This window comes from Streptomyces fuscichromogenes (assembly GCF_014645815.1).
GTDB classification, from domain to species: Bacteria; Actinomycetota; Actinomycetes; order Streptomycetales; family Streptomycetaceae; genus Streptomyces; species Streptomyces fuscichromogenes.
In genome coordinates, this window is record NZ_BMML01000013.1 from 263442 (window position 1) to 286745 (window position 23304).

22 protein-coding genes are annotated in these 23304 nt (G+C 72.9%); 16 read left to right on the top strand and 6 right to left on the bottom strand.

The features are described 5' to 3' along the window. Positions 1-65: 65 nt before the first annotated feature. The gene (locus tag IEZ11_RS27810) at positions 66-320 is read right to left on the bottom strand and encodes a WhiB family transcriptional regulator (RefSeq protein ID WP_189265625.1); all 255 of its coding nucleotides are present in this window, start codon (positions 318-320) and stop codon (positions 66-68) included. 259 nt (positions 321-579) lie between these two features. Here IEZ11_RS27810 and IEZ11_RS27815 point away from each other — a divergent pair, with 259 nt between their 5' ends. Continuing rightward, positions 580-1371: a VOC family protein gene (locus tag IEZ11_RS27815; RefSeq protein ID WP_189265626.1), complete on the top strand. Its 792-nt coding sequence runs from the start codon at positions 580-582 to the stop codon at positions 1369-1371. A gap of 12 nt (positions 1372-1383) precedes the next feature. Here IEZ11_RS27815 and IEZ11_RS27820 read toward each other — a convergent pair whose 3' ends face one another. Together IEZ11_RS27820 and ligD are read right to left on the bottom strand one after the other, a co-directional pair. Further along, a complete protein-coding gene (locus IEZ11_RS27820; RefSeq protein WP_189265627.1) occupies positions 1384-2424 on the bottom strand; it encodes a LacI family DNA-binding transcriptional regulator in 1041 nt (346 codons plus the stop codon). Positions 2425-2542: 118 nt separating this feature from the next. After that, a complete protein-coding gene (gene ligD / locus IEZ11_RS27825) occupies positions 2543-3562 on the bottom strand; it encodes a non-homologous end-joining DNA ligase (RefSeq protein ID WP_189265628.1) in 1020 nt (339 codons plus the stop codon). 139 nt (positions 3563-3701) lie between these two features. Between ligD and IEZ11_RS27830 the strand changes: the two genes are divergently transcribed. Both IEZ11_RS27830 and IEZ11_RS27835 read left to right on the top strand, forming a co-directional pair. Beyond that, positions 3702-4769 carry an ATP-dependent DNA ligase gene (locus tag IEZ11_RS27830; RefSeq protein ID WP_189265629.1) on the top strand — a complete coding sequence of 356 codons (1068 nt, stop codon included), beginning with the start codon at positions 3702-3704 and terminating at the stop codon, positions 4767-4769. A 97-nt stretch (positions 4770-4866) separates the two neighbouring features. After that, complete coding sequence (locus IEZ11_RS27835; protein WP_444544938.1) at positions 4867-5856, top strand: DUF3048 domain-containing protein; 990 nt, start codon at positions 4867-4869, stop codon at positions 5854-5856. On the opposite strand, the gene IEZ11_RS27840 is transcribed toward IEZ11_RS27835, so the two are convergent. Beyond that, complete coding sequence (locus IEZ11_RS27840; protein WP_189265662.1) at positions 5826-6317, bottom strand: MarR family winged helix-turn-helix transcriptional regulator; 492 nt, start codon at positions 6315-6317, stop codon at positions 5826-5828. The genes IEZ11_RS27835 and IEZ11_RS27840 overlap by 31 nt on opposite strands. A gap of 181 nt (positions 6318-6498) precedes the next feature. Between IEZ11_RS27840 and IEZ11_RS27845 the strand changes: the two genes are divergently transcribed. From IEZ11_RS27845 to IEZ11_RS27880, 8 genes are all read left to right on the top strand, one after another. Continuing rightward, positions 6499-7254, top strand: coding sequence for a CoA transferase subunit A (locus IEZ11_RS27845; protein WP_189265630.1), 756 nt, complete (start codon positions 6499-6501; stop codon positions 7252-7254). Continuing rightward, complete coding sequence (locus tag IEZ11_RS27850; protein ID WP_189265631.1) at positions 7254-7898, top strand: CoA transferase subunit B; 645 nt, start codon at positions 7254-7256, stop codon at positions 7896-7898. Before IEZ11_RS27845 ends, IEZ11_RS27850 begins: the two co-directional genes overlap by 1 nt. Beyond that, the gene (locus tag IEZ11_RS27855; protein ID WP_189265632.1) at positions 7895-9100 is read left to right on the top strand and encodes a thiolase family protein; all 1206 of its coding nucleotides are present in this window, start codon (positions 7895-7897) and stop codon (positions 9098-9100) included. The genes IEZ11_RS27850 and IEZ11_RS27855 overlap by 4 nt, the downstream gene beginning before the upstream one ends. A gap of 83 nt (positions 9101-9183) precedes the next feature. After that, positions 9184-9957: a protocatechuate 3,4-dioxygenase subunit beta gene (gene pcaH / locus IEZ11_RS27860; protein WP_189265633.1), complete on the top strand. Its 774-nt coding sequence runs from the start codon at positions 9184-9186 to the stop codon at positions 9955-9957. 6 nt (positions 9958-9963) lie between these two features. Next, positions 9964-10566 carry a protocatechuate 3,4-dioxygenase subunit alpha gene (pcaG, locus tag IEZ11_RS27865; protein ID WP_189265634.1) on the top strand — a complete coding sequence of 201 codons (603 nt, stop codon included), beginning with the start codon at positions 9964-9966 and terminating at the stop codon, positions 10564-10566. After that, positions 10563-11903 (top strand): 3-carboxy-cis,cis-muconate cycloisomerase, encoded by a 1341-nt coding sequence (gene pcaB, locus IEZ11_RS27870; protein WP_189265635.1) that lies wholly within the window; start codon positions 10563-10565, stop codon positions 11901-11903. The genes pcaG and pcaB overlap by 4 nt, the downstream gene beginning before the upstream one ends. Next, positions 11900-13018: a bifunctional 3-oxoadipate enol-lactonase/4-carboxymuconolactone decarboxylase PcaDC gene (gene pcaDC / locus IEZ11_RS27875; RefSeq protein WP_189265636.1), complete on the top strand. Its 1119-nt coding sequence runs from the start codon at positions 11900-11902 to the stop codon at positions 13016-13018. The genes pcaB and pcaDC overlap by 4 nt, the downstream gene beginning before the upstream one ends. A gap of 49 nt (positions 13019-13067) precedes the next feature. Continuing rightward, the gene (locus IEZ11_RS27880; protein ID WP_189265637.1) at positions 13068-13859 is read left to right on the top strand and encodes an SDR family NAD(P)-dependent oxidoreductase; all 792 of its coding nucleotides are present in this window, start codon (positions 13068-13070) and stop codon (positions 13857-13859) included. A gap of 94 nt (positions 13860-13953) precedes the next feature. Here the strand turns inward: IEZ11_RS27880 and IEZ11_RS27885 are convergent, their stop codons facing one another. After that, on the bottom strand, positions 13954-16635 hold the full coding sequence (locus tag IEZ11_RS27885) for an ATP-binding protein (RefSeq protein ID WP_189265638.1): 2682 nt from the start codon (positions 16633-16635) through the stop codon (positions 13954-13956). Positions 16636-16816: 181 nt separating this feature from the next. On the opposite strand from IEZ11_RS27885, the gene IEZ11_RS27890 reads away from it, so the two are divergent. From IEZ11_RS27890 to IEZ11_RS27900, 3 genes are all read left to right on the top strand, one after another. After that, positions 16817-18112 carry an MFS transporter gene (locus IEZ11_RS27890; RefSeq protein ID WP_189265639.1) on the top strand — a complete coding sequence of 432 codons (1296 nt, stop codon included), beginning with the start codon at positions 16817-16819 and terminating at the stop codon, positions 18110-18112. A 16-nt stretch (positions 18113-18128) separates the two neighbouring features. Then, a complete protein-coding gene (locus IEZ11_RS27895; RefSeq protein WP_189265663.1) occupies positions 18129-19274 on the top strand; it encodes an anhydro-N-acetylmuramic acid kinase in 1146 nt (381 codons plus the stop codon). Between the two features lie 136 nt (positions 19275-19410). After that, positions 19411-20511, top strand: a complete 1101-nt coding sequence (locus IEZ11_RS27900; RefSeq protein WP_189265640.1) for a DUF2510 domain-containing protein — start codon at positions 19411-19413, stop codon at positions 20509-20511. A 153-nt stretch (positions 20512-20664) separates the two neighbouring features. On the opposite strand, the gene IEZ11_RS27905 is transcribed toward IEZ11_RS27900, so the two are convergent. Continuing rightward, on the bottom strand, positions 20665-21279 hold the full coding sequence (locus tag IEZ11_RS27905) for a TetR/AcrR family transcriptional regulator (RefSeq protein WP_189265641.1): 615 nt from the start codon (positions 21277-21279) through the stop codon (positions 20665-20667). 225 nt (positions 21280-21504) lie between these two features. Here IEZ11_RS27905 and IEZ11_RS27910 point away from each other — a divergent pair, with 225 nt between their 5' ends. Further along, positions 21505-22299: a phosphatase PAP2 family protein gene (locus IEZ11_RS27910; RefSeq protein WP_189265642.1), complete on the top strand. Its 795-nt coding sequence runs from the start codon at positions 21505-21507 to the stop codon at positions 22297-22299. Further along, positions 22296-23228 (top strand): DMT family protein, encoded by a 933-nt coding sequence (locus tag IEZ11_RS27915; RefSeq protein ID WP_189265643.1) that lies wholly within the window; start codon positions 22296-22298, stop codon positions 23226-23228. Before IEZ11_RS27910 ends, IEZ11_RS27915 begins: the two co-directional genes overlap by 4 nt. Positions 23229-23304 lie beyond the last annotated feature (76 nt).

Sequence of the window (23304 nt, forward strand, 5' to 3'; positions counted from 1 at the left end):
CGCGTCCCCGGATGCTATCCGGGCCGGCGCGTACGGGCGTACCGCATTTCGGCGGCGGGCGCGGGTCAGCGGGAGGCGCGGCGCAGTTCCAGGCGCTCCTTCTCGGACAGGCCGCCCCAGACGCCGAAGCGCTCGTCGTTGTCCAGCGCGTACTCCAGGCAGGCCGCACGCATCTCGCACATACCGCAGATGCGCTTGGCCTCGCGCACCGAGCTGCCGGGCTCGGGGAAGAAGAAGTCCGCCCCGGTCTGCGCGCACAACGCCTGCGCCTGCCAGGCCGGGACGGGCGTGCGGGGCGGGGTGATGGTGTCGAAGTACATGGCCAGGATCGTGCCGGGCGGCGAAAAACGTTCGATCAACGGCCGCTCAACGTCCCGGCGACAGCTCACCGCAGCCTCGATCATGCGCCCTCGCACCACGCCCGTGCACGGCGGCACGCGGAACGGATCCGAAACTCGGCGATTGTGCCGGGTGACCCACGGTAACCGGACTGCGGTGGGCGTGGTCGGGCAGCGATTGTCAGCGGGCGGTGGAAGACTCGGCGCAGCAGAGAACAGGACCCTTCCGAGGAGGGCGATGATGCTCACCACCCGTTTCGTCGACGGCGCTCCCAACTGGATCGACCTCGGCACGCCCGAGATCGACGGTGCCGTCTCCTTCTACAAGGGTCTCTTCGGCTGGGAGTTCCGGTCGGCGGGTCCCGACGCCGGCGGTTACGGATTCTTCCAGCTGGACGGCAGGACCGTGGCCGGCGGTATGCAGACCACCCCGGAGCAGGGGCCGCCGTCCTGGACCGTGTACTTCCAGAGCGGGGACGCGCGGGCCACCGCGAAGGCGGCCGAGCAGACGCACGGCAGCGTCCTCGCCCAGCCGATGGACGTGCTGGGCCAGGGCCACCTGGCGCTCCTCGCCGACCAGGCGGGCGTGCCCTTCGGTATCTGGCAGCCGGCGCGGACCAAGGGCGTCGACGTGGCGGGCGTCCCGGGTTCGCTGTGCTGGGTCGAGCTGTACACCCCGGACATCGCGGCCGCGGCGGCGTTCTACCACCGGGTGCTCGGCATGGAGACCTCCGGCGTGCCCTTCCCCGGCGGCACCTACACCAGCGTCAACCCGTCGGGCGGCGGCGACGCGTCGATGTTCGGCGGTATGGTCCCGCTGGCCGAGGACCCGGCCGAGGCGCAGGCCGGGGCGTACTGGCTGCCGTACTTCGAGGTCGAGGACCCGGACGCGGTGGTCGAGAAGGCCCAGCAGACGGGCGGCAGGGTGCGGATGCCGGCGACCACGCTGGCGGGTGTGGGCCGGATGGCGAAGCTGGCCGACCCGTACGGCGCGCGGTTCGCGGTGATCAAGGGCGAACCCCAGCAGACCTGAGGGCAGGGCGGGTCAGGCGGTCGCGCGCCGTACGAGGGTCGTGGGCAGGACGACGCCGGCCGGCGCGCCGGCCGCCGGCCCGCCGCGGGTCAGCGTGGACAGCAGCAGCCGGGTCATCAGCCGGCCCATCTCCTCGATGTCCTGACGGACCGTCGTCAGCGGCGGTTCGGTCTGTTCGGCGACGGGCAGCACGTCGTCGAAGCCGATCACGGCGACGTCCTCGGGCACCCGTCGGCCGTGCTCGCGCAGGACACGCAGGGCACCGAGCGCGGTGAGGTCGTTGGCGGCGAACACGGCGTCCACGTCCGGGCAGCGGTCGAGCAGTTCGCCCATGGCGCGCTCACCGCCGGACGGGGTGAAGTCGCTGGCGACGACCAGTCGCGGGTCGCTCTCCCCCATGACCTCCCCCATGACGTCCAGGTATCCCTGGAGGCGGTCGGCGGCCGAGGTCTGGTCCAGCGGTCCGGTGATGTGCGCGATCCGGGTCCGGCCGAGGCCGACGAGATGCCGTACCGCGTCCTCGGCGCCGCCCCGGTTGTCGCAGTCGACGTACCGGGCGGTGTTCGAGCCGCCGCCCCAGCCGGGCCGGCCGCCGAAGACGGTGGGGACGCCGGCGCCCTCGATCAGACCGGGCAGCGGGTCGTCGAGGTGCAGCGAGAAGACCAGGGCGCCGTCGACATGGCCGCCGGCGAGATAGCGGGCCACCCGCGCGTGGTCGTCGCGCCCCTCGGTGAGCAGCAGCACGAGCTGGTTGTCCTGGGCGGTCAGCTCCTTGCTGATACCGCGCAGTTGGAGGGCGAAGAAGGGATCGGTGAAGATCCGGGTCTCCGGTTCGGCGATGACGACGGCGACGGCGTCGTGCCGTCTGGTGACCAGGCTGCGGGCCGCCTGGTTGGGTACGTAGCCGAGTTCCTCGACCGCCCGGCGCACCCGCTCGACGAGGGGCTCGCGCACCCCGTCCCCGCCGTTGACGACCCGTGACACGGTGGCCCGGGACACCCCGGCCCGCGCGGCCACGGCCTCCAGCGTGGGGCGGGACACTGCCTCGGACACCTCGGCCCTCCTCCTCGGCGGCTGGCGATCAGCATAGTCCCGGGCACCGGCGGAGGTGAGAGCGCTCTCGGCGGCGCCCCGGCCGCCGACGGCCGCCGGGACACGCCAAGTCAGTTCGTCAGGAGGGCTGTTCGGGTCGCGCCCGGCTCGGCTGGACGCGCTTGGGCTCGCCCGGCATCTTCGGGTACTCCGGCGGGTAGGGCAGGTCGCCGAGGCCGTGCTCGTGTTCGTCGCGGCGGGCGAGTTCCAGGAGGGCGTCCAGGGAGTAGGCGTGCTCGTCCATGTCGGCGTGCACATCGCCGACTTCGGCGAACCGGGCCGGCATCGTGACCAGGTCGAAGTCCGCGGGCCGTACGTCGTCGACCTCCGTCCAGCGCAGCGGCGCGGAGACGGGGGCGTCCGGGCGGGGCCGCAGGGAGTAGGCGGAGGCGATGGTTCGGTCGCGCGCGGTCTGGTTGTAGTCGATGAAGATGCGCTCGCCGCGCTCCTCCTTCCACCACCTGACGGTGACCTGGTCCGGCATCCGGCGCTCCAGCTCGCGGCCCACGGCGATCGCCGCGCGCCGGACCTCGGTGAAGGTCCAGCGGGGCTCGATGGGCACGAAGACGTGCAGTCCCCGGCCGCCGGAGGTCTTGGGCCAGCCCCGCAGCCCGCCGAACTCGTCCAGGACGGCGCGCAGTTCGTGAGCGGCGCGGACCGCGTCGGCGAAGTCGGTGCCGGGCTGCGGATCGAGGTCGATACGGAGCTCGTCGGGCCGGTCGACGTCGGCGCGCCGCACCGGCCAGGGGTGGAAGGTGAGCGTGCCGTACTGGGCGGCCCACACCACGGCGGCCGCCTCCGTGGGGCACATCTCGTCGGCGCTGCGGCCGCTGGGGAAGGTGATGTGGGCGGTGGGGATCCAGCCGGGCATGCCCTTGGGGGCGCGCTTCTGGTAGAACCACTCGCCCTCGATGCCGTCCGGGTAGCGCTGGAGGGTGGTGGGGCGGTCGCGCAGGGCGCGCAGGATGCCGGGGGAGACCGCCGCGTAGTAGCGGGCGACGTCCAGCTTGGTGAAACCGCGCTCCGGGAAGAACACCTTGTCCGGGCTGGACAGCCGTACGGTCCGGCCGGCCACCTCCAGTTCCACCGCATCGCCCATGCGGCCACGGTAGGCGCACCGCCCCCACCGCGCATATCGGCTCGGCACGGTCTCCCGGGCCCGGGAGACGGCGGGCCGCCGGCCCGTGGCGGGAACCGCGTGACGAGCGCGTGCCGGGGACCGCTCGTACAGTCGTGGCATGGATCTGCCGGTGATGCCGCCCGTGAAGCCGATGCTCGCCAAGTCGGTGGCGGCGATCCCGCCGGACATGCAGTACGAGGCGAAGTGGGACGGTTTCCGGGCGATCGTGTTCCGGGACGGCCCCGAGGTCGAGCTCGGCAGTCGTACCGGGAAGCCGTTGACCAGGTACTTCCCCGAGCTGGTGGCGGCGCTGCAGGAGCGGGTGCCCGAGCGGTGCGTGCTGGACGGGGAGATCGTCATCGCCCGGGAGGGCCGGCTGGACTTCGACGCGCTGACCGAGCGGATCCACCCGGCGGACTCCCGGGTGCGCACGCTGGCGGAGCGGACGCCCGCGTCCTTCGTCGCCTTCGACCTGCTGGCGCTGGCGGACGAGTCGCTGCTCGACGTCCCGCTCACCGACCGCCGCGCCCTGCTCACGAGGGCGCTGGACGGTGTCACCCCGCCGGTGCATCTGGCCCCGGCCACGACCGATGTCGAGGTGGCCCGGCAGTGGTTCGAGCAGTACGAGGGGGCCGGCCTCGACGGGGTCATCGCGAAGCCGCTCACCCTGCGCTACCGGCAGGACGAGCGTGCCATGTTCAAGGTCAAGCACGAGCGGACGGCCGACGTCGTGGTGGCCGGGTACCGCCTGCACAAGAGCGGCCCGGTGGTGGGTTCGCTGCTGCTGGGCCTCTACGACGACCGGGGCGCCCTGCAGCACGTGGGGGTGTCGGCCGCGTTCCCGATGAAGCGGCGGGCCGAGCTGATCGAGGAACTGGAGCCGCTGCGCATGGCCGACGCGTCCGGGCATCCGTGGGCGGCCTGGACGGAGGAGGCCGCCCATGAGTCGGCCCGGCTGCCCGGCGCGCCGAGCCGCTGGTCGGGCAAGAAGGACCTGTCCTGGGTGCCGCTGCGGCCGGAGCGGGTGGCCGAGGTGGCGTACGACCACATGGAGAACGGGGCGCGTTTCCGGCACACGGCCCGCTTCCGCCGCTGGCGCCCGGACCGCACGCCGGACAGCTGCACCTACGCCCAGCTGGAGGAGCCGGTGCGCTACGACCTCGCGGAGATCCTGGGGACGTCCTGACCGCCTCCCGATCTGGTTCGACCAGGTATGGCCTCCGATGACCTGATGAGTACACAATCAGGACGGGGCACGGGGCGTACGGGGCGGGACGGACGGGGTGGCAGCGGTGGGCACAGGACACGGGGCGCCGACGCGCCGGGCGGTGCTGACGGCAGGACTGGCGGCGGCCGCGATGACGGCCGCTCTCACGACGGGCTGCACACGGCACGGCCCGCCGGACGACGGCCGCGCACCGCAGGAGGGCACCCCGACACCGAGCGCACCGCACACCGCCACCGGGCCCGTACTGGCCGTGAAGATCGACAACGTGGCCGCGGCCCGCCCCCAGACCGGGCTGGACGCGGCGGACGTGGTGTACGCGGAGCAGGTCGAGGGCGGCCTCAGCCGGCTGATGGCGGTGTACGCCACCGAGCTCCCTGAAGTCATCGGCCCGGTGCGCAGCGCCCGCGAGTCCGACCTGGAACTGCTACGCCAGTTCGACCGGCCGACGCTCGCCTTCTCCGGCGCCCAGAAGAGACTGCTCCCCCTGATCGACAAGGCCCCGCTGCGGCCGGAGTCGCCCGAGGAGGCGTCCCGCGCCTACTACCGGGGCACCGGCAGACCGGCCCCGCACAACCTGTACCTGCGCCCGGCCGAGCTGCTGGACAGGGCCCCCGGCAGGGCGGCGCTCACCACCGGCTTCCGCTACGGCCCGGCCCCGGCCGGCGGCACGGCCACCGCCGCGCGCACCGTGCGGTATCCGGCGGCCCGCTTCTCCTTCACCTGGTCCGCCGCCCGGAAACGCTGGCTGGTGTCGATGGACGGCACACCGGCGAGGACGACGGCGGGCAACCGGCTGGCCCCGGCGACGGTCGTGGTGCAGTACGTGCGGGTGACGAAGTCGGCGTATCACGACGTGCTCGGCAACAACACTCCGTTCACCGAGACGGTCGGAACGGGTAAGGCGGAGGTGCTGCGGGACGGGCGGTCGTACGAAGCCACCTGGTCACGCCCGGAGGCCAGCGACGGGACGACGTTCACGGGCCCGGACGGCGGCCCGCTGGACTTCGCCGACGGTCAGGTGTGGGTGGTGTTCGCCAAGGCCTGACCCTGCGGCGGAGTCGGCTCGGCAGGGTTGCGCAGGTCCTCCGCCGCGTCCGAGACCCGGCGGATCAGATCAAAGAACTGACCCTGTTCCTCGGCCGAGAGCGGGGCGAGGAAGACCTGGTTCATCCGGGCGGTGCGCACGGCGAGCTTGCGGTGGGTGCGCAGCCCGTCGTCGGTGAGCCGCAGCAGGAAGCGGCGGCCGTCCTGCGGGTCGCGCACCTTGTCCAGCAGCCCCCGCCGGCCCAGCCTGCTGATGACCTCGGCGATGGTCGAGCGGTCCAGGCCCACCCGCTCCCCCACGGTCCGCTGGTCCAGGCCCGGCTCGGCGACGAGCGCGTTCAGCACGGCGAACTGCGGCGAGGTGATCTCCTCCGAGACCATCGTGTTCCACAGCAGGTAGTGGGCCTGCTGAAGCCGCCGGGCCAGGTGCCCGGGGTGGGTGGTGAGGTCCACCGCGGCCATATGCGCTCCCATGGTCCGAATTCATTGGTGCACTGAACGATACTCGCAGTCATCCTCCTTGTCCCTGCGCTCGTCCATCATCTTCCCAGGCCTTGACGGGTGGCGACGGCAGTGGGAGCGTGGCAGACATCTCGCTGAAATACTCAGTGCCCTGATTAATTCGCTGAGAGAGGCTGCACGGATGGACAAGGTGGTCGCCACGGCCGGGGAGGCGGTGGCTGATGTGCCGGAGGGTGCGTCGTTGGCGGTGGGTGGGTTCGGGCTGTCGGGTGTCCCGGGTGTGTTGATCGGGGCTCTGTTCGAGCGGGGGGTGGGGGGTCTGTGGGTGGTCTCGAACAACTGCGGGGCGATGGAGACGGGTCTTGCGGTGCTGCTCGCGGCCGGGCGGATCTCCCGGGTGACGGGTTCCTACATCGGGGGGAACAAGGAGTTCGCGCGGCAGTATCTGGCCGGTGAGCTGGAGCTGGAGCTGATTCCGCAGGGCACGCTGGCGGAGCGGTTGCGGGCCGGTGGTGCGGGGATCCCCGCGTTCTACACCCCGGCGGGGGTGGGCACGCAGGTCGCCGAGGGCGGTCTGCCGTGGCGTTACGACGGTGCGGGCGGGGTCGCCGTGGCCTCGCCCGCGAAGGAGGTACGGGAGTTCGAGGGCACCCAGTACGTCCTGGAGCACGGGATCCGCACCGACTTCGCGCTGGTACGGGCGGCGAAGGGCGACCGGCACGGGAACCTGGTCTTCAACAAGTCCACCCGCAACTTCAACCCCCTTGCCGCGATGGCCGGCAGGGTCACCATCGCGGAGGTGGAGGAACTGGTGGAACCCGGCGAGATCGACCCGGACACCGTCCACCTGCCCGGCATCTTCGTCCAGCGGGTGGTCGCACTGACCCCGGAACAGGCCGGGGACAAGAGGATCGAGCAGCGGACGGTGAGCAGCTGATGGCCTGGACACGCCAGGAGATGGCCGCGCGGGCGGCCCGCGAACTGAAGGACGGCCAGTACGTCAACCTCGGCATCGGACTGCCCACACTGATCCCGAACCATCTCCCGGAGGGGGTGGAGGTGGTCCTGGAATCGGAGAACGGCATCCTGGGCACCGGCCCCTACCCCGCCGAGGACGCCGTCGACCCGGACCTGATCAACGCCGGGAAGGAGACCGTCACCGTCCTGCCCGGGGCCTCGTTCTTCGACTCGGCCCTGTCCTTCGCCATGATCCGCGGCGGACACATCGACGTCGCCGTCCTCGGCGCGATGCAGGTCTCCGCCCACGGCGACCTGGCCAACTGGGCCGTCCCGGGCAAACTCGTCACCGGGATCGGCGGGGCCATGGACCTGGTCCACGGCGCCCGCAAGGTGATCGTCGTCATGACACACACCGCGAAGGACGGCTCCCCCAAGATCCTCGAACAGTGCGTGCTGCCACTGACCGGGAAGGCCTGCGTGGACCGGATCATCACCGACCTCGGCGTGATCGACGTGACCGGCGAAGGACTCGTCCTGATCGAGACCGCGCCCGGGGTCGGGGTGGAGGAGATCGTGGCGAAGACCGACGCGAAGCTGAGTGTCCTGGAGGGTCCGCTGTGAACACGGTGTACATCCTCGACGCGGTCCGCACCCCGATCGGCCGCTACAACGGCGGCCTCGCCGGCATCCGCCCCGACGACCTGGCCGCCCACACCATCCGCGAACTCCTCGCCCGCACCCCCGAACTGGACCCGACCCGGATCGAGGACGTGTACTTCGGCAACGCCAACGGCGCCGGCGAGGAGAACCGCAACGTCGGCCGGATGGCCGCCCTCCTGGCCGGCCTGCCCACCTCCGTACCGGGCGTCACCGTCAACCGGCTGTGCGCCTCCGGCCTGGAAGCCGTCATCCAGGCCGCCCGCGCCATCGCCCTCGGAGACGCGCACATCGCCGTGGCGGGCGGTGTGGAGTCGATGACCCGGGCACCCTACGTCCTGCCCAAGAACGACCGGCCCTTCCCCGCCGGGAACACCCAGCTGCACTCGACCACACTCGGCTGGCGCATGGTCAACCCGAGAATGAACCCCCAGTGGACCATCCCCCTCGGAGAATCCGCCGAACGCATCGCGGACAAGCACAAGATCAGCCGCGAACAGCAGGACGCCTACGCCCTCTCCTCCCACCGCAAAGCCTTCCAGGCTCAGCAGCGGGGCCTGTTCGACGCCGAACTGGCGCCCGTGCCCGTCCCGCAGCGCAAGGGCGACCCCGTCCCCTTCACCACGGACGAATGCGTACGAGCCGACGCCTCCCTGACCGCGATGGCCAGACTCAAACCGTCCTTCCGAACCGAGGCCGACGGCACCGTGACCGCGGGCAACGCCTCCCCCCTCAACGACGGCGCGGCAGCCCTGCTCCTGACCGACGAAGAAGGCCTCAGGACCCTCGGACGCGAACCGCTGGCCCGCGTCTCCGCCACCGGAGTCCACGCACTGGACCCCGACTACTTCGGACTCGCACCCGTCGAGGCCGTCAACCGCGCCCTCGCCAAAGCCGGCAAGACCTTCGACGGCCTGTCGGTGCTGGAGCTGAACGAGGCGTTCGCCGCCCAGGTACTCGGATGCGTCGCCGAATGGCCCGACTTCGACCCCGCCATCCTCAACCCACACGGCGGAGCCATCGCGTTGGGCCATCCGCTGGGAGCCTCCGGCGCCCGGCTCGCCGGGACCGTCGCACACCAACTCGCCCGACACGGCTCCGGTGTCGGCGTGGCCACCCTCTGCATCGGCGTCGGCCAAGGACTCGCCCTCGTTCTCGAGCGATAGGCCGTTGGGCACCTGCGGGTGCGCTGTGGCTGGTCGCGCAGTTCCCCGCGCCCCTGAGGGGGCGCCTGTCGCTAGGACTTCGCATGACTCTCACCCAGGCTGACATCGATATTGAGATCGCCGGTGAACGCGCCGCCTATGAGAAGCGCGTCGCCGAAGGCGCTCCCGTCGAACATCACCCTCGCCGGGACTACGCCCCCTATCGGTCCTCCCTGCTCCGGCATCCGAAGCAGGCGCTGGTGGCCATCGACACGGCCAAGGACCCGGAGCTGGTGGAGCTGCACTCCCCCGCGTTCGGGGAGCGGGACATCACCGGGATAGACAATGACCTGACCCGGCAGCACAACGGGGAGCCCATCGGTGAGCGGATCACCGTGTCCGGGCGGCTGCTCGACCGGGAGGGACGGCCGGTCCGGGGGCAGCTGATCGAGGTCTGGCAGGCCAACTCGGCGGGCCGCTACGCGCACCAGCGCGAGCAGCACGACGCCCCGCTGGATCCCCACTTCACCGGGGTCGGCCGTACGATCACGGACGCCGACGGCGGCTACCACTTCACCACCATCCAGCCGGGCCCCTACCCCTGGCGCAACCACCTCAACGCCTGGCGTCCGGCGCACATCCACTTCTCGATGTTCGGCTCGGCGTTCACGCAGCGGCTGGTGACGCAGATGTACTTCCCGAGCGACCCGCTGTTCGCGTACGACCCGATCATCCAGTCGGTGACGGACGACGCGGCCCGGCAGCGGCTGGTCGCGACGTACGACCACGCTCTGTCCGTGCCCGAGTTCTCGATGGGCTACCACTGGGACATCGTGCTGGACGGCCCGAACGCCACCTGGATCGAAGAAGGACGCTGACCCGACATGACGAAGATCGACACGAGCGGCCCGGAGAACGTGCTGCCCACCCCGTCGCACACGGTCGGCCCCTTCTACGGCTACGCGCTGCCGTTCCGCGGTGGTGAGGACATCGCGCCGCTCGGACACCCGGACACGGTCACCGTCCACGGGTACATCCTCGACGGCGCGGGCGACCCGCTGCCCGACGCGTTCGTGGAACTGTGGGGCGCCGACCCCGACGGGAACGTGTCCACGACCGACGGTTCGATCCGCCGTGACCCGGCCACCGGTGACTACCTCGGCCGCAACGGCGTGGAGTTCACCGGCTGGGGCCGGATCCAGACGGACAGCAACGGGCACTGGTACGCGCGGACGCTGCGGCCGGGTGCCCGTGGCGGCAGCGCGCCGTATCTCAGTGTGTGCGTGTTCGCCCGCGGGCTGCTGGTGCACCTGTTCACCCGGATCTACCTGCCGGGCGACGACGCGGCGCTCGCCGCCGACCCGCTGCTCACCCGGGTGGGCGAACGGCGCGACACGCTGATCGCCACCGACGAGGGCCGCGGGACCTACCGTTTCGACATCCGCCTTCAGGGCGAGGGCGAGACGGTCTTCCTGGAGTTCAGGTGAGTTCAGCAGGATACGGCGGCGGTGACGGCGGGCTGCTCGGTCCCGGGTGGTCCGGTTCCCCCGCAGCGGCCGCGACGAGCGACGGCGCCTGTCTGCGGGCGCTGCTGGACGCGGAGGCGGCCCTCACCCGTGCCCAGGCCGCCCTGGGGCTGGCCCCGGCCGAGGCCGCGACGGCGGTGACCGGGGCGGCCGACCCCGGCCGTTTCGACGTCGGTGCCCTCGCGGAGCGGGCCCGCGGCGGCGGCAACCCGGTCATCCCGCTGGTCGCCGATCTGACGAAGGCCGTCGGCGCCGAGTACGGGCCGTACGTGCACCGGGGTGCGACCAGCCAGGACATCATGGACACGGCGATGATGCTGGTCGCCGCCCGCACCCTGGACCTGGTGCTCGCCGACCTCGGCCGCACCGAGGAGGCCCTGGCCCGGCTGGCCGCCGAGCACCGGGACACGCCGATGCCGGGCCGCACGCTCACCCAGCACGCCGTACCGACGACCTTCGGGCTCAAAGCGGCCGGCTGGCGCTCGCTGGTCCTCGATGCCCGGGACCGCGTGACCCCAGTCCGGGAGGCGCTGCCCGCCCAACTCGGCGGCGCGGCAGGCACGCTGGCCGCCTTCGGGGTGTACGGCGCGGCGCACGCCGACCAGCTGCCGACCGCGTACGCCCGGGAACTCGGCCTGGCCGCACCCCTGTTGCCCTGGCACACGCTGCGGACGCCGATCGCCGATCTCGCCGGGTGCCTCGCCTTCACGGCCGGGGCGCTGGGCAAGACCGCCGCGGATGTGCTGACCTTGTCCCGTACCGAGATCGGTGAGGTCTCCGAGGGCGGCGGGGGCGGTTCCTCGGCGATGCCGCACAAGGCCAACCCCGTGCGTTCGACGCTGATCGCGGCGGCCGCCCGGCGGGCCCCGCAGCTCGCGGCCGTCCTGTACGGCTCGATGGCCGCGGCGGACGAACGGCCGGCCGGTGCCTGGCACGCCGAGTGGGAGCCGTTGCGGGACCTGCTGCGGACCGTGGGAGGTGCGGCCCGGGACGCGGCGGAGCTGGCGGCGGGGCTGCGGGTGCACCCGGAGGCGATGCGCCGCAACCTCGACCTCACCAACGGCCTGATCGTCTCGGAACGGCTCTCCGCCGAGCTGGCGCCCGTGCTCGGCCGGGCCCGTGCCAGGGAACTGCTCACCGAGCTGGCCCGCCGCACCCACAGCGAGCACCGAACACTGCGTGAACTCCTTGCCGGGGAAGTCGACCTGACGGATGTCGAGCTCGACAGCCTGACCGATCCCGCCCGTTACACCGGCTCCGCCGGTGTGCTCACCGACCGTGCTCTGGAGCGACGTTGACCGAGAACCTCCTGAACCACCGCGTCGAGGGCCCCGCTTCGGCTCCCCCGTTGCTCCTCGGGCCGTCGCTCGGCACCTCGTACGCGCTCTGGGACGCCGTGGCGCCCGAACTGTCCACCGTGCACCGGGTGGTGCGCTGGGACCTGCCGGGGCACGGCGGTTCGGCGCCCGACCTGGTCAAGGCGGGGGCGACCGTCGGCGACCTCGCCGATCTGGTGCTCGCGCTCGCCGACTCGCTCGGCGTCGAGCGGTTCGCGTACGCGGGGGTGTCACTGGGCGGTGCCGTGGGGCTGCAGCTGGCCGTCCACCACCCGGACCGGCTGGAGAACCTCGCGGTGATCTGCTCCTCGGCCCACTTCGGCGGGTCCGGGCCCTGGACGGAACGGGCCGCACGGGTGCGCCGGGAGGGCGTGGAGTGGCTGGCGCAGAACGCCGACTCCCGCTGGTTCAGCCCGGGTTTCACCGTGCCGCGGCTGGTCGAGGACCAGCGGGCGGCCGACCCGGAGGCGTACGCCGCCTGCTGCGACGCGCTGGCCGCCTTCGATCTGCGGGACCGGCTCGGCGAGATCGGCGTCCGCACCCTCCTGATCGCCGGCCGGCAGGACCCCGCGACCCCGCCGCCGCATCTGCGGGAGATCGCGGACGCGGTGCCGGCGTCGACACTGGTCGAGCTGCCGGGCGCCGCGCATCTGGCGCCCGCGCAGTGCCCCGAGGCCGTCCTCACCGCGCTCCGCGCCCACCTGGACGGCGGTGCCAGGCGCGGCATGGCGGTACGCCGCGAGGTCCTCGGCGACGCGCACGTCGACGGCGCCCAGGCCCGGCAGACGCCCTTCACGGCCCGTTTCCAGGACTTCATCTCGCGCTACGCCTGGGGCGAGATCTGGACCGACCCCACCCTCTCCCGCCGCGAACGCAGCATGATCACCCTGACCGCGCTGGTCGCCCACGGCCACTACGACGAGCTGGCCATGCATGTGCGGGCGGCCCGGCGCAACGGGCTGACGCCGGAGGAGATCGGCGCGGTGCTGCTCCAGACCGCCGTGTACTGCGGGGTCCCGGCGGCCAACTCGGCGTTCGCGACGGCGCAGCGGGTGCTGGCGGAAGAGGAAGGGTGACCCTGCCGGGGACAGGCACAGAAGGGGGCGCTGTGCCTACGGTGGGGGCATGTCGACCATCTTGATCACGGGTGCCACCTCCGGGCTCGGCCGGTACGTCGCCTTCGAACTGGTCCGCTCGGGCCACCTCGTCCTCGCCCACGGCCGCGATCCGGGCCGTACCGAGCGGCTGGTCGAGGAGCTGCGCACCGAGGGCGACGCCGAGGCGTTCGTCGCGGACCTGGCCTCGCTGGCCCGGGTCCGCGAGCTGGGCGCGCGGGTCGCCGAGGCGCATCCCGGCCTGGACGTCCTGATCAACAACGCGGGCATCGGCGCCGGCGCCCCCGGCTCGGCCCGTGAACTGAGCGCCGACGGCCACGAGTTGCGTCTGGCCGTCAACTACCTGGCCCCGGTGGTCCTGGCCCGCGCACTCCTCCCGGCGCTGCGCGCGAACACCACCGCCCGGATCGTGAACGTCGGCTCGGCGGGCCAGGAGCCCCTCGACTTCGCCGACCCCGAATTCACCCGCGGCTACCAGGGCTTCGCGGCCTACTGCCGGGCGAAGTTCGCCCTTGCGGCCCATACCTTCGCCCTGGCCGAGGAGTTGGCGGGCACGGGCGTCGCGGTGAATGTCCTGCACCCCGCCACCTTCATGGACACGGCGATGGTGAGGGAGGGCGGAGTAGCGCCCTGGAGCACGGTGGCGGACGGAGCTCCTGGCGTACTGGCCCTGGCGACACGGGACTTGGGAACGGGCGGCTACTTCGACGGCACGAACAGGGCGCGAGCGCACGAGGCGACATACGACCGAGAGGTACAGAAACGCCTCTCAGCGGTAACCGATCAACTCCTCGCGCTGTAACGCGCCCCAAAGAGGCGCGGGGCTGCATCGATGTGCGGCTGGCGCCGCGTGGGCGCGAGCAACCGCACCCGACCCGCACCCCGCGACGCACCCGTCACCGCAGCCCCCTTCCCGTGTCCAGCACCTCGCGAGCCTGAGCAACCAGCCCATCGGCGCCACACGACCGAGCCAGCCCCAGCCCCCTATTCAACTCGGCCACCGACCGCGCGGCGATCCCGTACTCCACCCGGGCCGCCGCATGCTCGTACTGACACGGCGAGGCCTCCAGATACGCCACCGCCTGCGAGGCGAGCCGCACCTGCCGCTGCCCGGTCTCCAGCGCGGCAGCGCACCGCAGCGCCTCGCCGATCGCGGTGTCCGTGCCGAACCGCTCGGCCTGCCGCCGCGCGTCGCTCGCCAGTCGGGCCGCCCGCGCCGGGTCCTCGTTCGCGAGGGCGCGGGCGAGGTCGAGCGCCCAGGGCACGACGACGGGGTTGAAGTGGCCGCGGGCGGCGGCCGCCTTCTCCGCGGCCTCCAGCTCGTTCACCGCCTCCTTCGTGCGGCCGACGGCGAGCAGCAGCCGGCCGCGCACCGACCGCGGGTCCGGCATGACGATGGTGGAGGGGTACGGCGGCGCGAAGCCGTACTGTTCGGCGGTCTCCCAGGCCTGCTGGACATGACCGCGGGCGAGCAGCGTGTCGATGAGGTTGCAGGTGGCGGTCCAGTACAGGGGCAGCCGGCGGCCGACCCGCTCGGCGATGCGCAGGGACTCCCGCAGGGAGATCTCCGCGTCCCGCAGCCGGCCGCGCCGTCGGTGGCCGAGGCCGACGTAGGCATGGGCGAGGGCGAGGTGGCCGCCGCTCCAGCCGGAGGACTCGTAGGCGCGCAGGGCCTCGTTGTAGAGGCTCTCCGCGCGGTCGAGGCGGTCGGTGTAGACGTAGGAGTTGGCGAGCATCAGCAGGAGTTCGATGCCCCACTCGGTGTCCGTCCAGCCGAGACCGGGCGCGAGCCGGCCGTTGACGAGGGCGCGGTCGCACAGTTCGACGACCTCCTCGGCGCTCTCGCCCTGGATGAGGAGGTCGAAGCCGCGCAGCATCAGCAGGGCGCGCTCGGAGTTGTCACGGCCGGTGCAGGTGGCGGCGAGGTCGGCGAGCCGCTCGGAGCGGCGTGGCGAGACGGCCTCGCCTGCGATGCCCTCCCACATGAACTGGACGGCCTGGAGGCGGAGTTTCGGGGGTCCGTCCTCGTGCCGGGCGGCCTCCGCCTCGACCGTGCGGACGGCTTCCTCCAGCTGGTCGTTGTGGATGAGTGCCTGGGAGAGCCGGAAGACGGCGTCGACGCGTTCGGGACCGGCGAGGCCGGTCATGCCGAGGGCGCTGCGGAGGTGGCCGATGGTGACGGCGGGCTTGGTGAGGAGGGTGGCGCAGCCCAGTTCGTAGAGCACGTGCGCGTGCACCTCGGGAAGGGGCGGTTCGAGGAGGGCGCGTTCGAGGCAGCGGCGGGCCGCGTCCGGGGCGCCGACGGCCAGGTGTTCCTTGGCCGCGTCGCGCAGCTGTTCGACGAGTTCCTCGTCGTCGTCCGGGTGCACCTTCAGCAGATGGCGGGAGGCCTCGGCGATGCCACGGCCGTCGTCGATGACGATCTGGGCGGCGATGCCGTGCATGGCGGTGCATATCGCGGGCGGGATGGAGTGGTAGACGGCGGTGGCGATCAGCGGGTGGACGAACTCCAGGTCACCGGCGTGGGACCGGGAGCCCGCCGGGTCGGGCTCGGTGAGGATACGCGCGTTGCGCAGCAGTTCGGCGCAGCGTCCGGCGTCGTCCAGGGCCATGCTGGCGAGCTGGGCGACGAGGCCGACGGAGATGCCGGTGCCGAGGATGGCGGCGGCCCAGGCGAACCGGGTGGCATCCACGCCGAGGCCTTCGAGGCGGGTGACGAGTCCGCCGCCCCTGGCCGACCGGTTGAGGGCGCGCAGTTCACCGGCCCGGGACTCGACGGGTTCGACCTCGCTGTCCTGGACCTTGGCGAGAAGTTCGACGGTTTCGTAGGGGTTGCCGCCGGTGACGGCCCAGACCTCGCGGCAGAACGGGGCGTCGGCGTGCTCGCCGAGGGTGGCGCGGGTGAGACCGGCGGTGGCGTCCGGGGTGAGGGCGCTGATGGTGCGGACGGGCCGGCCGGCCGCGGTGGCCACGGCGTCGAGGTAGCGGGCGCTGTCGCCGCTGGCCTCGCCGGGGCGGCGGGCCACCAGGACCAGGACGGACAGGTCGTCGAGGCGTTCGACGAAGGCGGCGAGCCAGGCCAGGGTCTCCTGGTCGGCCCAGTGCGCGTCGTCGACCAGCAGGACCAGCGGCCAGTCGCGTTTGGCGAGCCGGCGGACGGCGGCGACCAGGCCGTCGCAGACGCCCTGCGGGTCGGCCTGGCGGTCGCCGGGGTCCGTTATGCCGAGGGCGGGGCCGGCGATGTCGTACCAGTCGCCGAGGTACTCCCGGGCCTCCTCGGGCAGCAGGGAGACCAGGGCGGGCTGTAACAGCTGGCGCACCACGTGGAAGGGCACGCTGCGCAGGGTCTCGACGCCTCGGGTGGACCAGACGGTGCAGCCCCGGCGTTCGGCGATACGGCGGGTCTCGGCCAGCAGCGCGGTCTTGCCGAGCCCGGCCTCGCCGCGCAGCACCAGCAGGTTCCCGGCGGTGGAACGGTCGGCGCACAGGAGGTCGAGCGCCTCGGTGACGGCGGCGATCTCCTCCTCGCGCTCCCAGAGGGGAGCCGAGGCGCCTCCCGGGAGCTGCTCCTCCGTCATCCCGCTACCTCCCCAAGTCGCCCGAACGACGTACAGACCACGAGCGTAGCCGTCAGGTTGGCTGTCCGGAGGCGGGTCCGGGCAGCTGTTGCCGTGACGGGTGAAAGCGGGTGCGTCCGGGCGACGCGGAACGGCCCCGACCTGCCGATGAGCAGCGAACGGACCGTCAACGGGCAGGAACATGAAGCTTACTTTCGAAGATCGGGCAGTACGGGAGCGGAACCGGCCCCTGCGGGCGCTGGCAGCGGGCTCGGTGGGGAACTTCATCGAGTGGTACGAGTTCGGTGTCTACGGCTATGTCGCGACCGTCGTCGCCGAGCGGTTCTTCACCCCGGCGGGCGGGAGCGCGGCCGAGGGGCTGGTGCGCACCTACGCCTCGTTCGGGCTGGCGTTCTTCTTCCGTCCGCTGGGCGCGGCCCTGTTCGGACGGCTGGCGGACCGGCTCGGCCGACGGCCGGTGCTGATCGCGGTGGTGTCCCTGATGACGGGCGCGACGGCGCTGATCGGAGTGTTGCCGACGTATGCGCAGGCGGGTGCGCTCGCGCCCTGGCTCCTGACCTTTCTGAGGGTCGTTCAGGGGCTGTCCGCGGGCGGGGAGTTCGGGGGCGCGGTGGCGATGCTGACGGAGTTCGCGCCGCCGGGCCGGCGGGGGCTGTACGGGGCGTGGCAGTCGTTCACGGTGGCGCTGGGGCTGCTGGGCGGGGCCGGGGTGGCGGTGGGGCTGTCCGTGCTCCTGACGGCGGACCAGTTCGGCTCCTGGGGATGGCGGTTGCCGTTCCTGCTGGCGTTGCCGCTGGGTGCGCTGGCCCTGTGGCTGCGGATCGGGCTGGACGAGACCCCGGAGTTCCGGGAGCCGGCCGTGCGCGCTGACGTGGAGCCGGCCGGGCCCGCCGTGCGGGTGCCGGTCCGGGCGGTCGCGCTGGCCGCCGCCCGGGTGATGGGCTGGTCCGCGGCCGGTTACACCTTCCTGGTGGTGCTGCCGTCGTACCTCCAGGCCGCCCTGCACACCGGCTTCCGTGCGGCGCTGCTGGCCACCGTGGTGGCGAACCTGGGGTTCGCGGCTGCGATCCTGCCGGCCGGGCTGCTCAGCGACCGGGTGGGGCGGCGGCCGGTGATGCTGGCGGGCGCCGGGCTGGTGGTGCTGCTGGCGCTGCCCCTGCTCGGCCTCCTCCAGGACCCGGGAGCCCCGGCCTTCGTGAAGGGGGCGGCGCTGTGCGGTGCGGGTGCGGTGGTGGGGCTGATGGCCGGGCCGGGGCCCGCGATGCTGGCCGAGATGTTCCCGGCGCGGGCCCGCTGCACGGGCCTCGGACTCGCCTACGCCCTGTCCAATGCCGTGTTCTCGGGCTGTGCGGGCCTCATCATCACGGAGGCGGTGCGGCGCACCGGGAATCTCGACGTTCCCGGCTACTACGCGGCGGCGACCTGCGCGGTCAGCGTGCTCGCGCTGCTCGGGCCGCCGAAGACGAAGGCGGACTGAAAGGCGGGTGGGGACTTTGCTGGTGATCGGCCTGATGTCCGGGACGTCGTACGACGCGGTGGACGCGGCGGCGGCCGAGCTGCGGCTGCTGCTGGACGGCACGCTGCTGCTGAAGCCGCTGGGGATGGTGAGCACGCCGTACGACGAGGAGCTTCGGGAGGCGCTCGCGGGAGCGCTGCCGCCGGCCGCGGTGCCGCTGGCACGGGTGTGTCTGCTGGACACCCGGATCGGGCAGGCGTTCGCAGCGGCCGCGGTCCGGGCCGACCGTGAACTGTGCGGTGGGCGGGCCGAGTTGGTGGTCTCGCACGGGCAGACGGTCTATCACTGGGTGGACGGCGGCCGGGTGCACGGCACCCTGCAGCTCGGGCAGCCGGCGTGGATCGCGGAGGCGACGGGGCTGCCGGTGGTGGCCGACCTGCGGCCGAGGGACGTGGCGGCCGGGGGCCAGGGGGCTCCGCTGGTGAGCCTGGTCGACCTGCTGTGGCTGCGCGGGCGGCCGGGGACGCCGGTGGCGCTGAACCTCGGCGGGATCGCCAACCTCACCGCGCCGGACGGCACGGCCTTCGACACCGGGCCCGGGTGCGCGTTGCTGGACGCGGCGGTCCGGGAGTTCACCGGCGGCCGGCTGGCGTACGACGTGGACGGGGCGCTGGCGGCGCGCGGCCGCCCGCACGGAGCGCTTCTCGACGAGCTGCTGGCGGAGCCGTACTACGCGCTGCCCGCGCCGAAGACGACCGGCAAGGAGCTGTTCCACGCCGGGTACTGGCGGGCGCCCGCGGACCTGTCGGCCGAGGACGCGCTGGCGACCCTCACCCGGCTGACGGCGCGGACGGTGGCGGACGCGGTGCGGGGCGTGGCGGCGACGGAGGTGATCGCGTCGGGCGGCGGCACCCGCAACCCGGTGCTGATGCGGATGCTCGGCGACCTGCTCCCGGAGCTCCCGGTGCGCGTCTCCGACGAGGTCGGGCTGCCCGCGGCGGCGAAGGAGGCGTACGCCTTCGCGGTCCTCGGCTTCCTCACCGCCCACGGCCTCCCGGCCACGGCCCCGACCGCCACCGGCGCCCGCCACCCGAGCATCCTCGGCTCCCTGACCCCGGGACGCGACGGCCTGCGCCTGCCACCACCGGCACCGGGGCCGCCGGTACGGCTACGGATCGAGTGAACCGGGACGGCGGCGAGGACACGGCGGCGAGAGGACGGCCACGAGGTGCCCGCGTCCCGCTCGCGTCGGAGCGGTTCATCCGAACATTGCCGGATCCTCTCATCCGACTTTCACCGATGCCTCATACGGTGGGGGCATGACGCAGGTGACTCCTCCCGGGTGGTATCCCGATCCCGGGCAGACAAGTGACGGTCCGGCCACCGAACGCTGGTGGGACGGCAAGGCCTGGACGGAGCAGACCCGGCCCGCCGGGTCGGCCGCCGACTGGGGTCCCCCGCCGCAGCCGCCGGCCGGCGGCGCCCCGCCCGCCGAAGGGGCCTACCCGACGTACCCGGCCGACGGGGCCTACCCCGCGTACCCGGCCGACGGGGCCTACCCCGCGTACCCGGGTTATCCGGGGTACCCGGCGCCGCCGGCCACCGGTAGGCGCGGGCTGCGTACCGGCGTTGCCGTCGGTATCGCCGTGGCGGTCCTCGCCGCCATCGGGGTGGGCGCGTGGGCGCTCACCGGCAGCGGCGGCGACAGCGGCGGCCAGCAGGCCTCGCAGCAGGGCTCGGGCGGCCAGGGCGGGTTCGGGCAGGGCGGCCCCGAAGGGCAGAGCGGCGGCCAGAGCGGCGGCCAGGGCCTGCCGTTCGGCGGCTCCGGCTCCGGCGGCACCGACGGGGGCGCGTCGCCGTCGCCGGGCCAGTCCGAGGCGCCGAAGGTCAAGGGCGGCGGCACGGTGTCGGACTCGATCAACGCCATCAGCATCCCGGTGCCGGAGGGCTGGACCGGGCAGGCGTTCACCTACGGCGCCCAGGTCACCTCCGACGACTCCTACAAGTGCCCCGGCGACACCTCGAAGAGCTGCACCGCCGGCGGCGCCTACTCGGAGCCCGCGGTGGTGCTGGGCACCAAGGGGGACACGGCCGAGGAGGTCGCCAAGGCGGACATCTCGGCCAACGCCGAGGAGTCGTACGGCGGCAAGACCTACGGCTCGATCACCTCGCACCAGGTGCTGGCCTCCAAGGCGGTCACGGTGGCCGGGCAGAAGGGGTACATGGTCCGCTGGAAGGCGATCACCAGCAAGGGCGCCGACGGCTACGTCGAGTCGCTGGCCTTCCCGTCGCCCTCGAACTCCGCGCAGATCGTGGTGGTCAGGTTCGGTGTCGACGTCGGCCAGAAGGAGTCGGTCATCGACACGATCACCAGCGGCATCAAGGTGTCCTCGGGCAGCGGCAGCGGTTCGAACGTCTGACCTGCACCGGTCCCGGAAAACAGTCGGCCGGGTGAAGCGCCCCTCCGCTCAAAGGGGCGCCCCACCCGGCCGGGGGGTGCGCGCCGCCCCCGTCCCCACGGTGCGGCGCGAGCAGGTCGCCGTCCAGTCATCCCGTGGACGGCGGCCTGGGTCCTAGGTCAGTCCGAGTGCGGGCAGCGCGACGGCCTCCACGAAGCGGACGAGATAGTCGGCGTCGGCGTACTCGCCGGTGAGCACGGGCCGTACCCGCAGCACGCCGAACATCATGGCGGGCACGTAGTCCAGCGCGGGATGGCCCTCGGGCACCTCGCCGCGCGCGACACCGCGGTCCAGGATCTCCTGGAGCGCGGCGATCTCGGGTTCCACGAGCGCCTCGCGCAGCGCCTGCGCCAGTTCCTCGTCCGAGTGCATCGCGTGCCCCAGCGCCTGGAGCAGCTTGGTGTCCTTGCGGGACCAGCCGCCCGCGGCCCGCGCGACCTCACGCAGGTCCTCGGCGAGCGAACCGGTGTCGACGCCGACGAAGCGCACCTCGCGGTTGGCCCGCAGCGCGGCCGCGACGAACTGGGGTTTCGTCTTCCACTGCCGATAGAGGGTGGACTTGCTGCACCGGGTGCTGGCGGCGATCCCCTCCATGGAGACGGAGTCATACCCGCACTCGCGGATCTGTTCGAGCACGGCGTCGAAGAACTCCCGCTCACGCTCCGGCGTGATCTTGGAGCGGCGCGTGGCTGCGACCGTCTCCGGTCCGTCCGCGGCCTGCGACGTCATGTGCTCTTCTCCTCACTCGCGCATCACGTGCGGATCACTTCCGCCCCGCCCGCCGTTCGGCCGGCGCGGAAACCTACAACCAGTGTGGCCTACGTCTATCGATACGCCACTGTACCGGTACTCGACCGTATCGGTACAGTGGCGTATCGGTACGCTTTCGTATCGAAGAGTTCGGGCCACCGCCCGGGACTCGGCACAGCACCACCGTCAGTGAGGGGGCCTGGGATGAGATCCCAGTCCGAGCCTGCTTCAGCGGAGCCGGGCGCGATAGCCCGGCCGCCGCTCGTCCGTGAGCTCCTGCTCGTCGCAGGGCTCTTCCTCGTCTACAAATTCGGGCGGCAACTGGCCACCGGCCACACCGCCGAGGCCCTGCACAACGCCCACCGGATCTGGGACCTGGAACGGACGCTGCACCTGCCCTCGGAGGTCGACGTGCAGTCCGCGCTGCTGCACGGCGACACCCTCGTCCACCTGGCCAACACCTACTACGCCACCGTTCATTTCCCGGCCACGCTCGCCTTCCTGGTCTGGCTCTACCTGAAGCGGCCCGCGCACTACGTCTGGGCCCGCCGGGTCCTCGCCGCGGTCACCGCGGCCGCCCTGGTGCTCCCCTTCACGTTCCCGCTGGCACCGCCCCGGATGCTGGCCGCCTCCGGCCTGATCGACACCGCCCGGATCTACGGCCCCTCCGTCTACGGCCCGCCCGCCCGCGACCACCTCTCCAACCAGTTCGCGGCGATGCCCTCGCTGCACTTCGGCTGGGCCCTGATGGTCGCGATCGGCCTGATCGTCGCCACCCGCTCCCGGTGGCGCTGGCTATGGCTGCTGCACCCCGCCATCACCCTCCTCGTGATCATCGGCACCGCCAACCACTACTGGCTGGACGCGATCGCCGCCACCGCGATGCTCGGCGCCGCCCTGGCCCTCATCCACCCGCCGCACCGCACGGCCACCACGGCCGGGCGCGGCACCCGGCACCTCGTCGCCGAGGAGCCCGCACTGGTGGGGGCGGGCCGATGAGCGCCGCGGCCCTGATCGCCGTCGTCCTCTCCCTGGTCTCGGCCGTCGCATACGCGGCCGCCGCCGTGGCCCAGGAGCGCCTCGCCTCCAAGAACTCCGGCGCGGGCCTGCTGCGCCTGCTCGGCTCGGGCTCCTGGTGGGCGGCCGTGGGCCTGAACGCAGGCGCCGCCCTGCTGCACGTCGTCGCCCTGAAGTACGGCCCGCTCACCCTCGTCCAGCCGCTGGGCGCGCTCACCCTGGTCGCTGCCGTGCCGATGGGCGCCCGGGTGGCCGGCCGCCGGGTCACCGCGACGGAGTGGCGGGGCACCGCCCTGACCCTGCTCGGCCTCGGCGCCCTCCTGGTCACGGCCTCCGGCCCCGCACCCCACCAGGCGCTGAGCCTCACCGAGGCCGTGACGGTGGCCGGTACGACGGCTGCCCTGATCGGCGTCCTGTCCCGCCCCGGTACCCGCCCCGGGCTGCGGCACGCGACCGCGTCCGGCTTCGCCTCGGGAGTCGCCTCGGCGCTCACCCAGACGGTGACGGTGGCGGCGACGGACCACTCGGGTCCGGTGCTCAGCGCCAAGGTGATCGTGGTGGCCCTGCTGGTGGCCGCGTTCGCCGTCGGCGGCCTGCTGCTCTCCCAGACGGCCTACCGGGGCGGCCTGGGCGCCCCCCTGGCGGTGGTCACCCTCTCCAACCCGATGGCTGCCGCGATCATCGGCCTGACCCTCCTAGGCCAGGGCCTGCAAGGCGGCGTGTGGGGCATCCTCCTCGCCCTGACCGGCGCGGGCCTGGCGTCCTGGGGCGTGGTCCTCCTCACCCGGGTGATCCCGCCGACACCGGTCATCGACCTGGACGAAGAACACCCGGTGGCGGCGGTCCTGGCCCTGGACCCGACCCTGCTCCCCCGTCAGACCTCGGAACCGAGAAAACTCACGGCCCTGTAGCGCGCCCCAACGGGGCGCGGGGAACTGCGCGACCAGCCACGAACCACCCGCAGCCGCCACACAACGGTCCCCCACG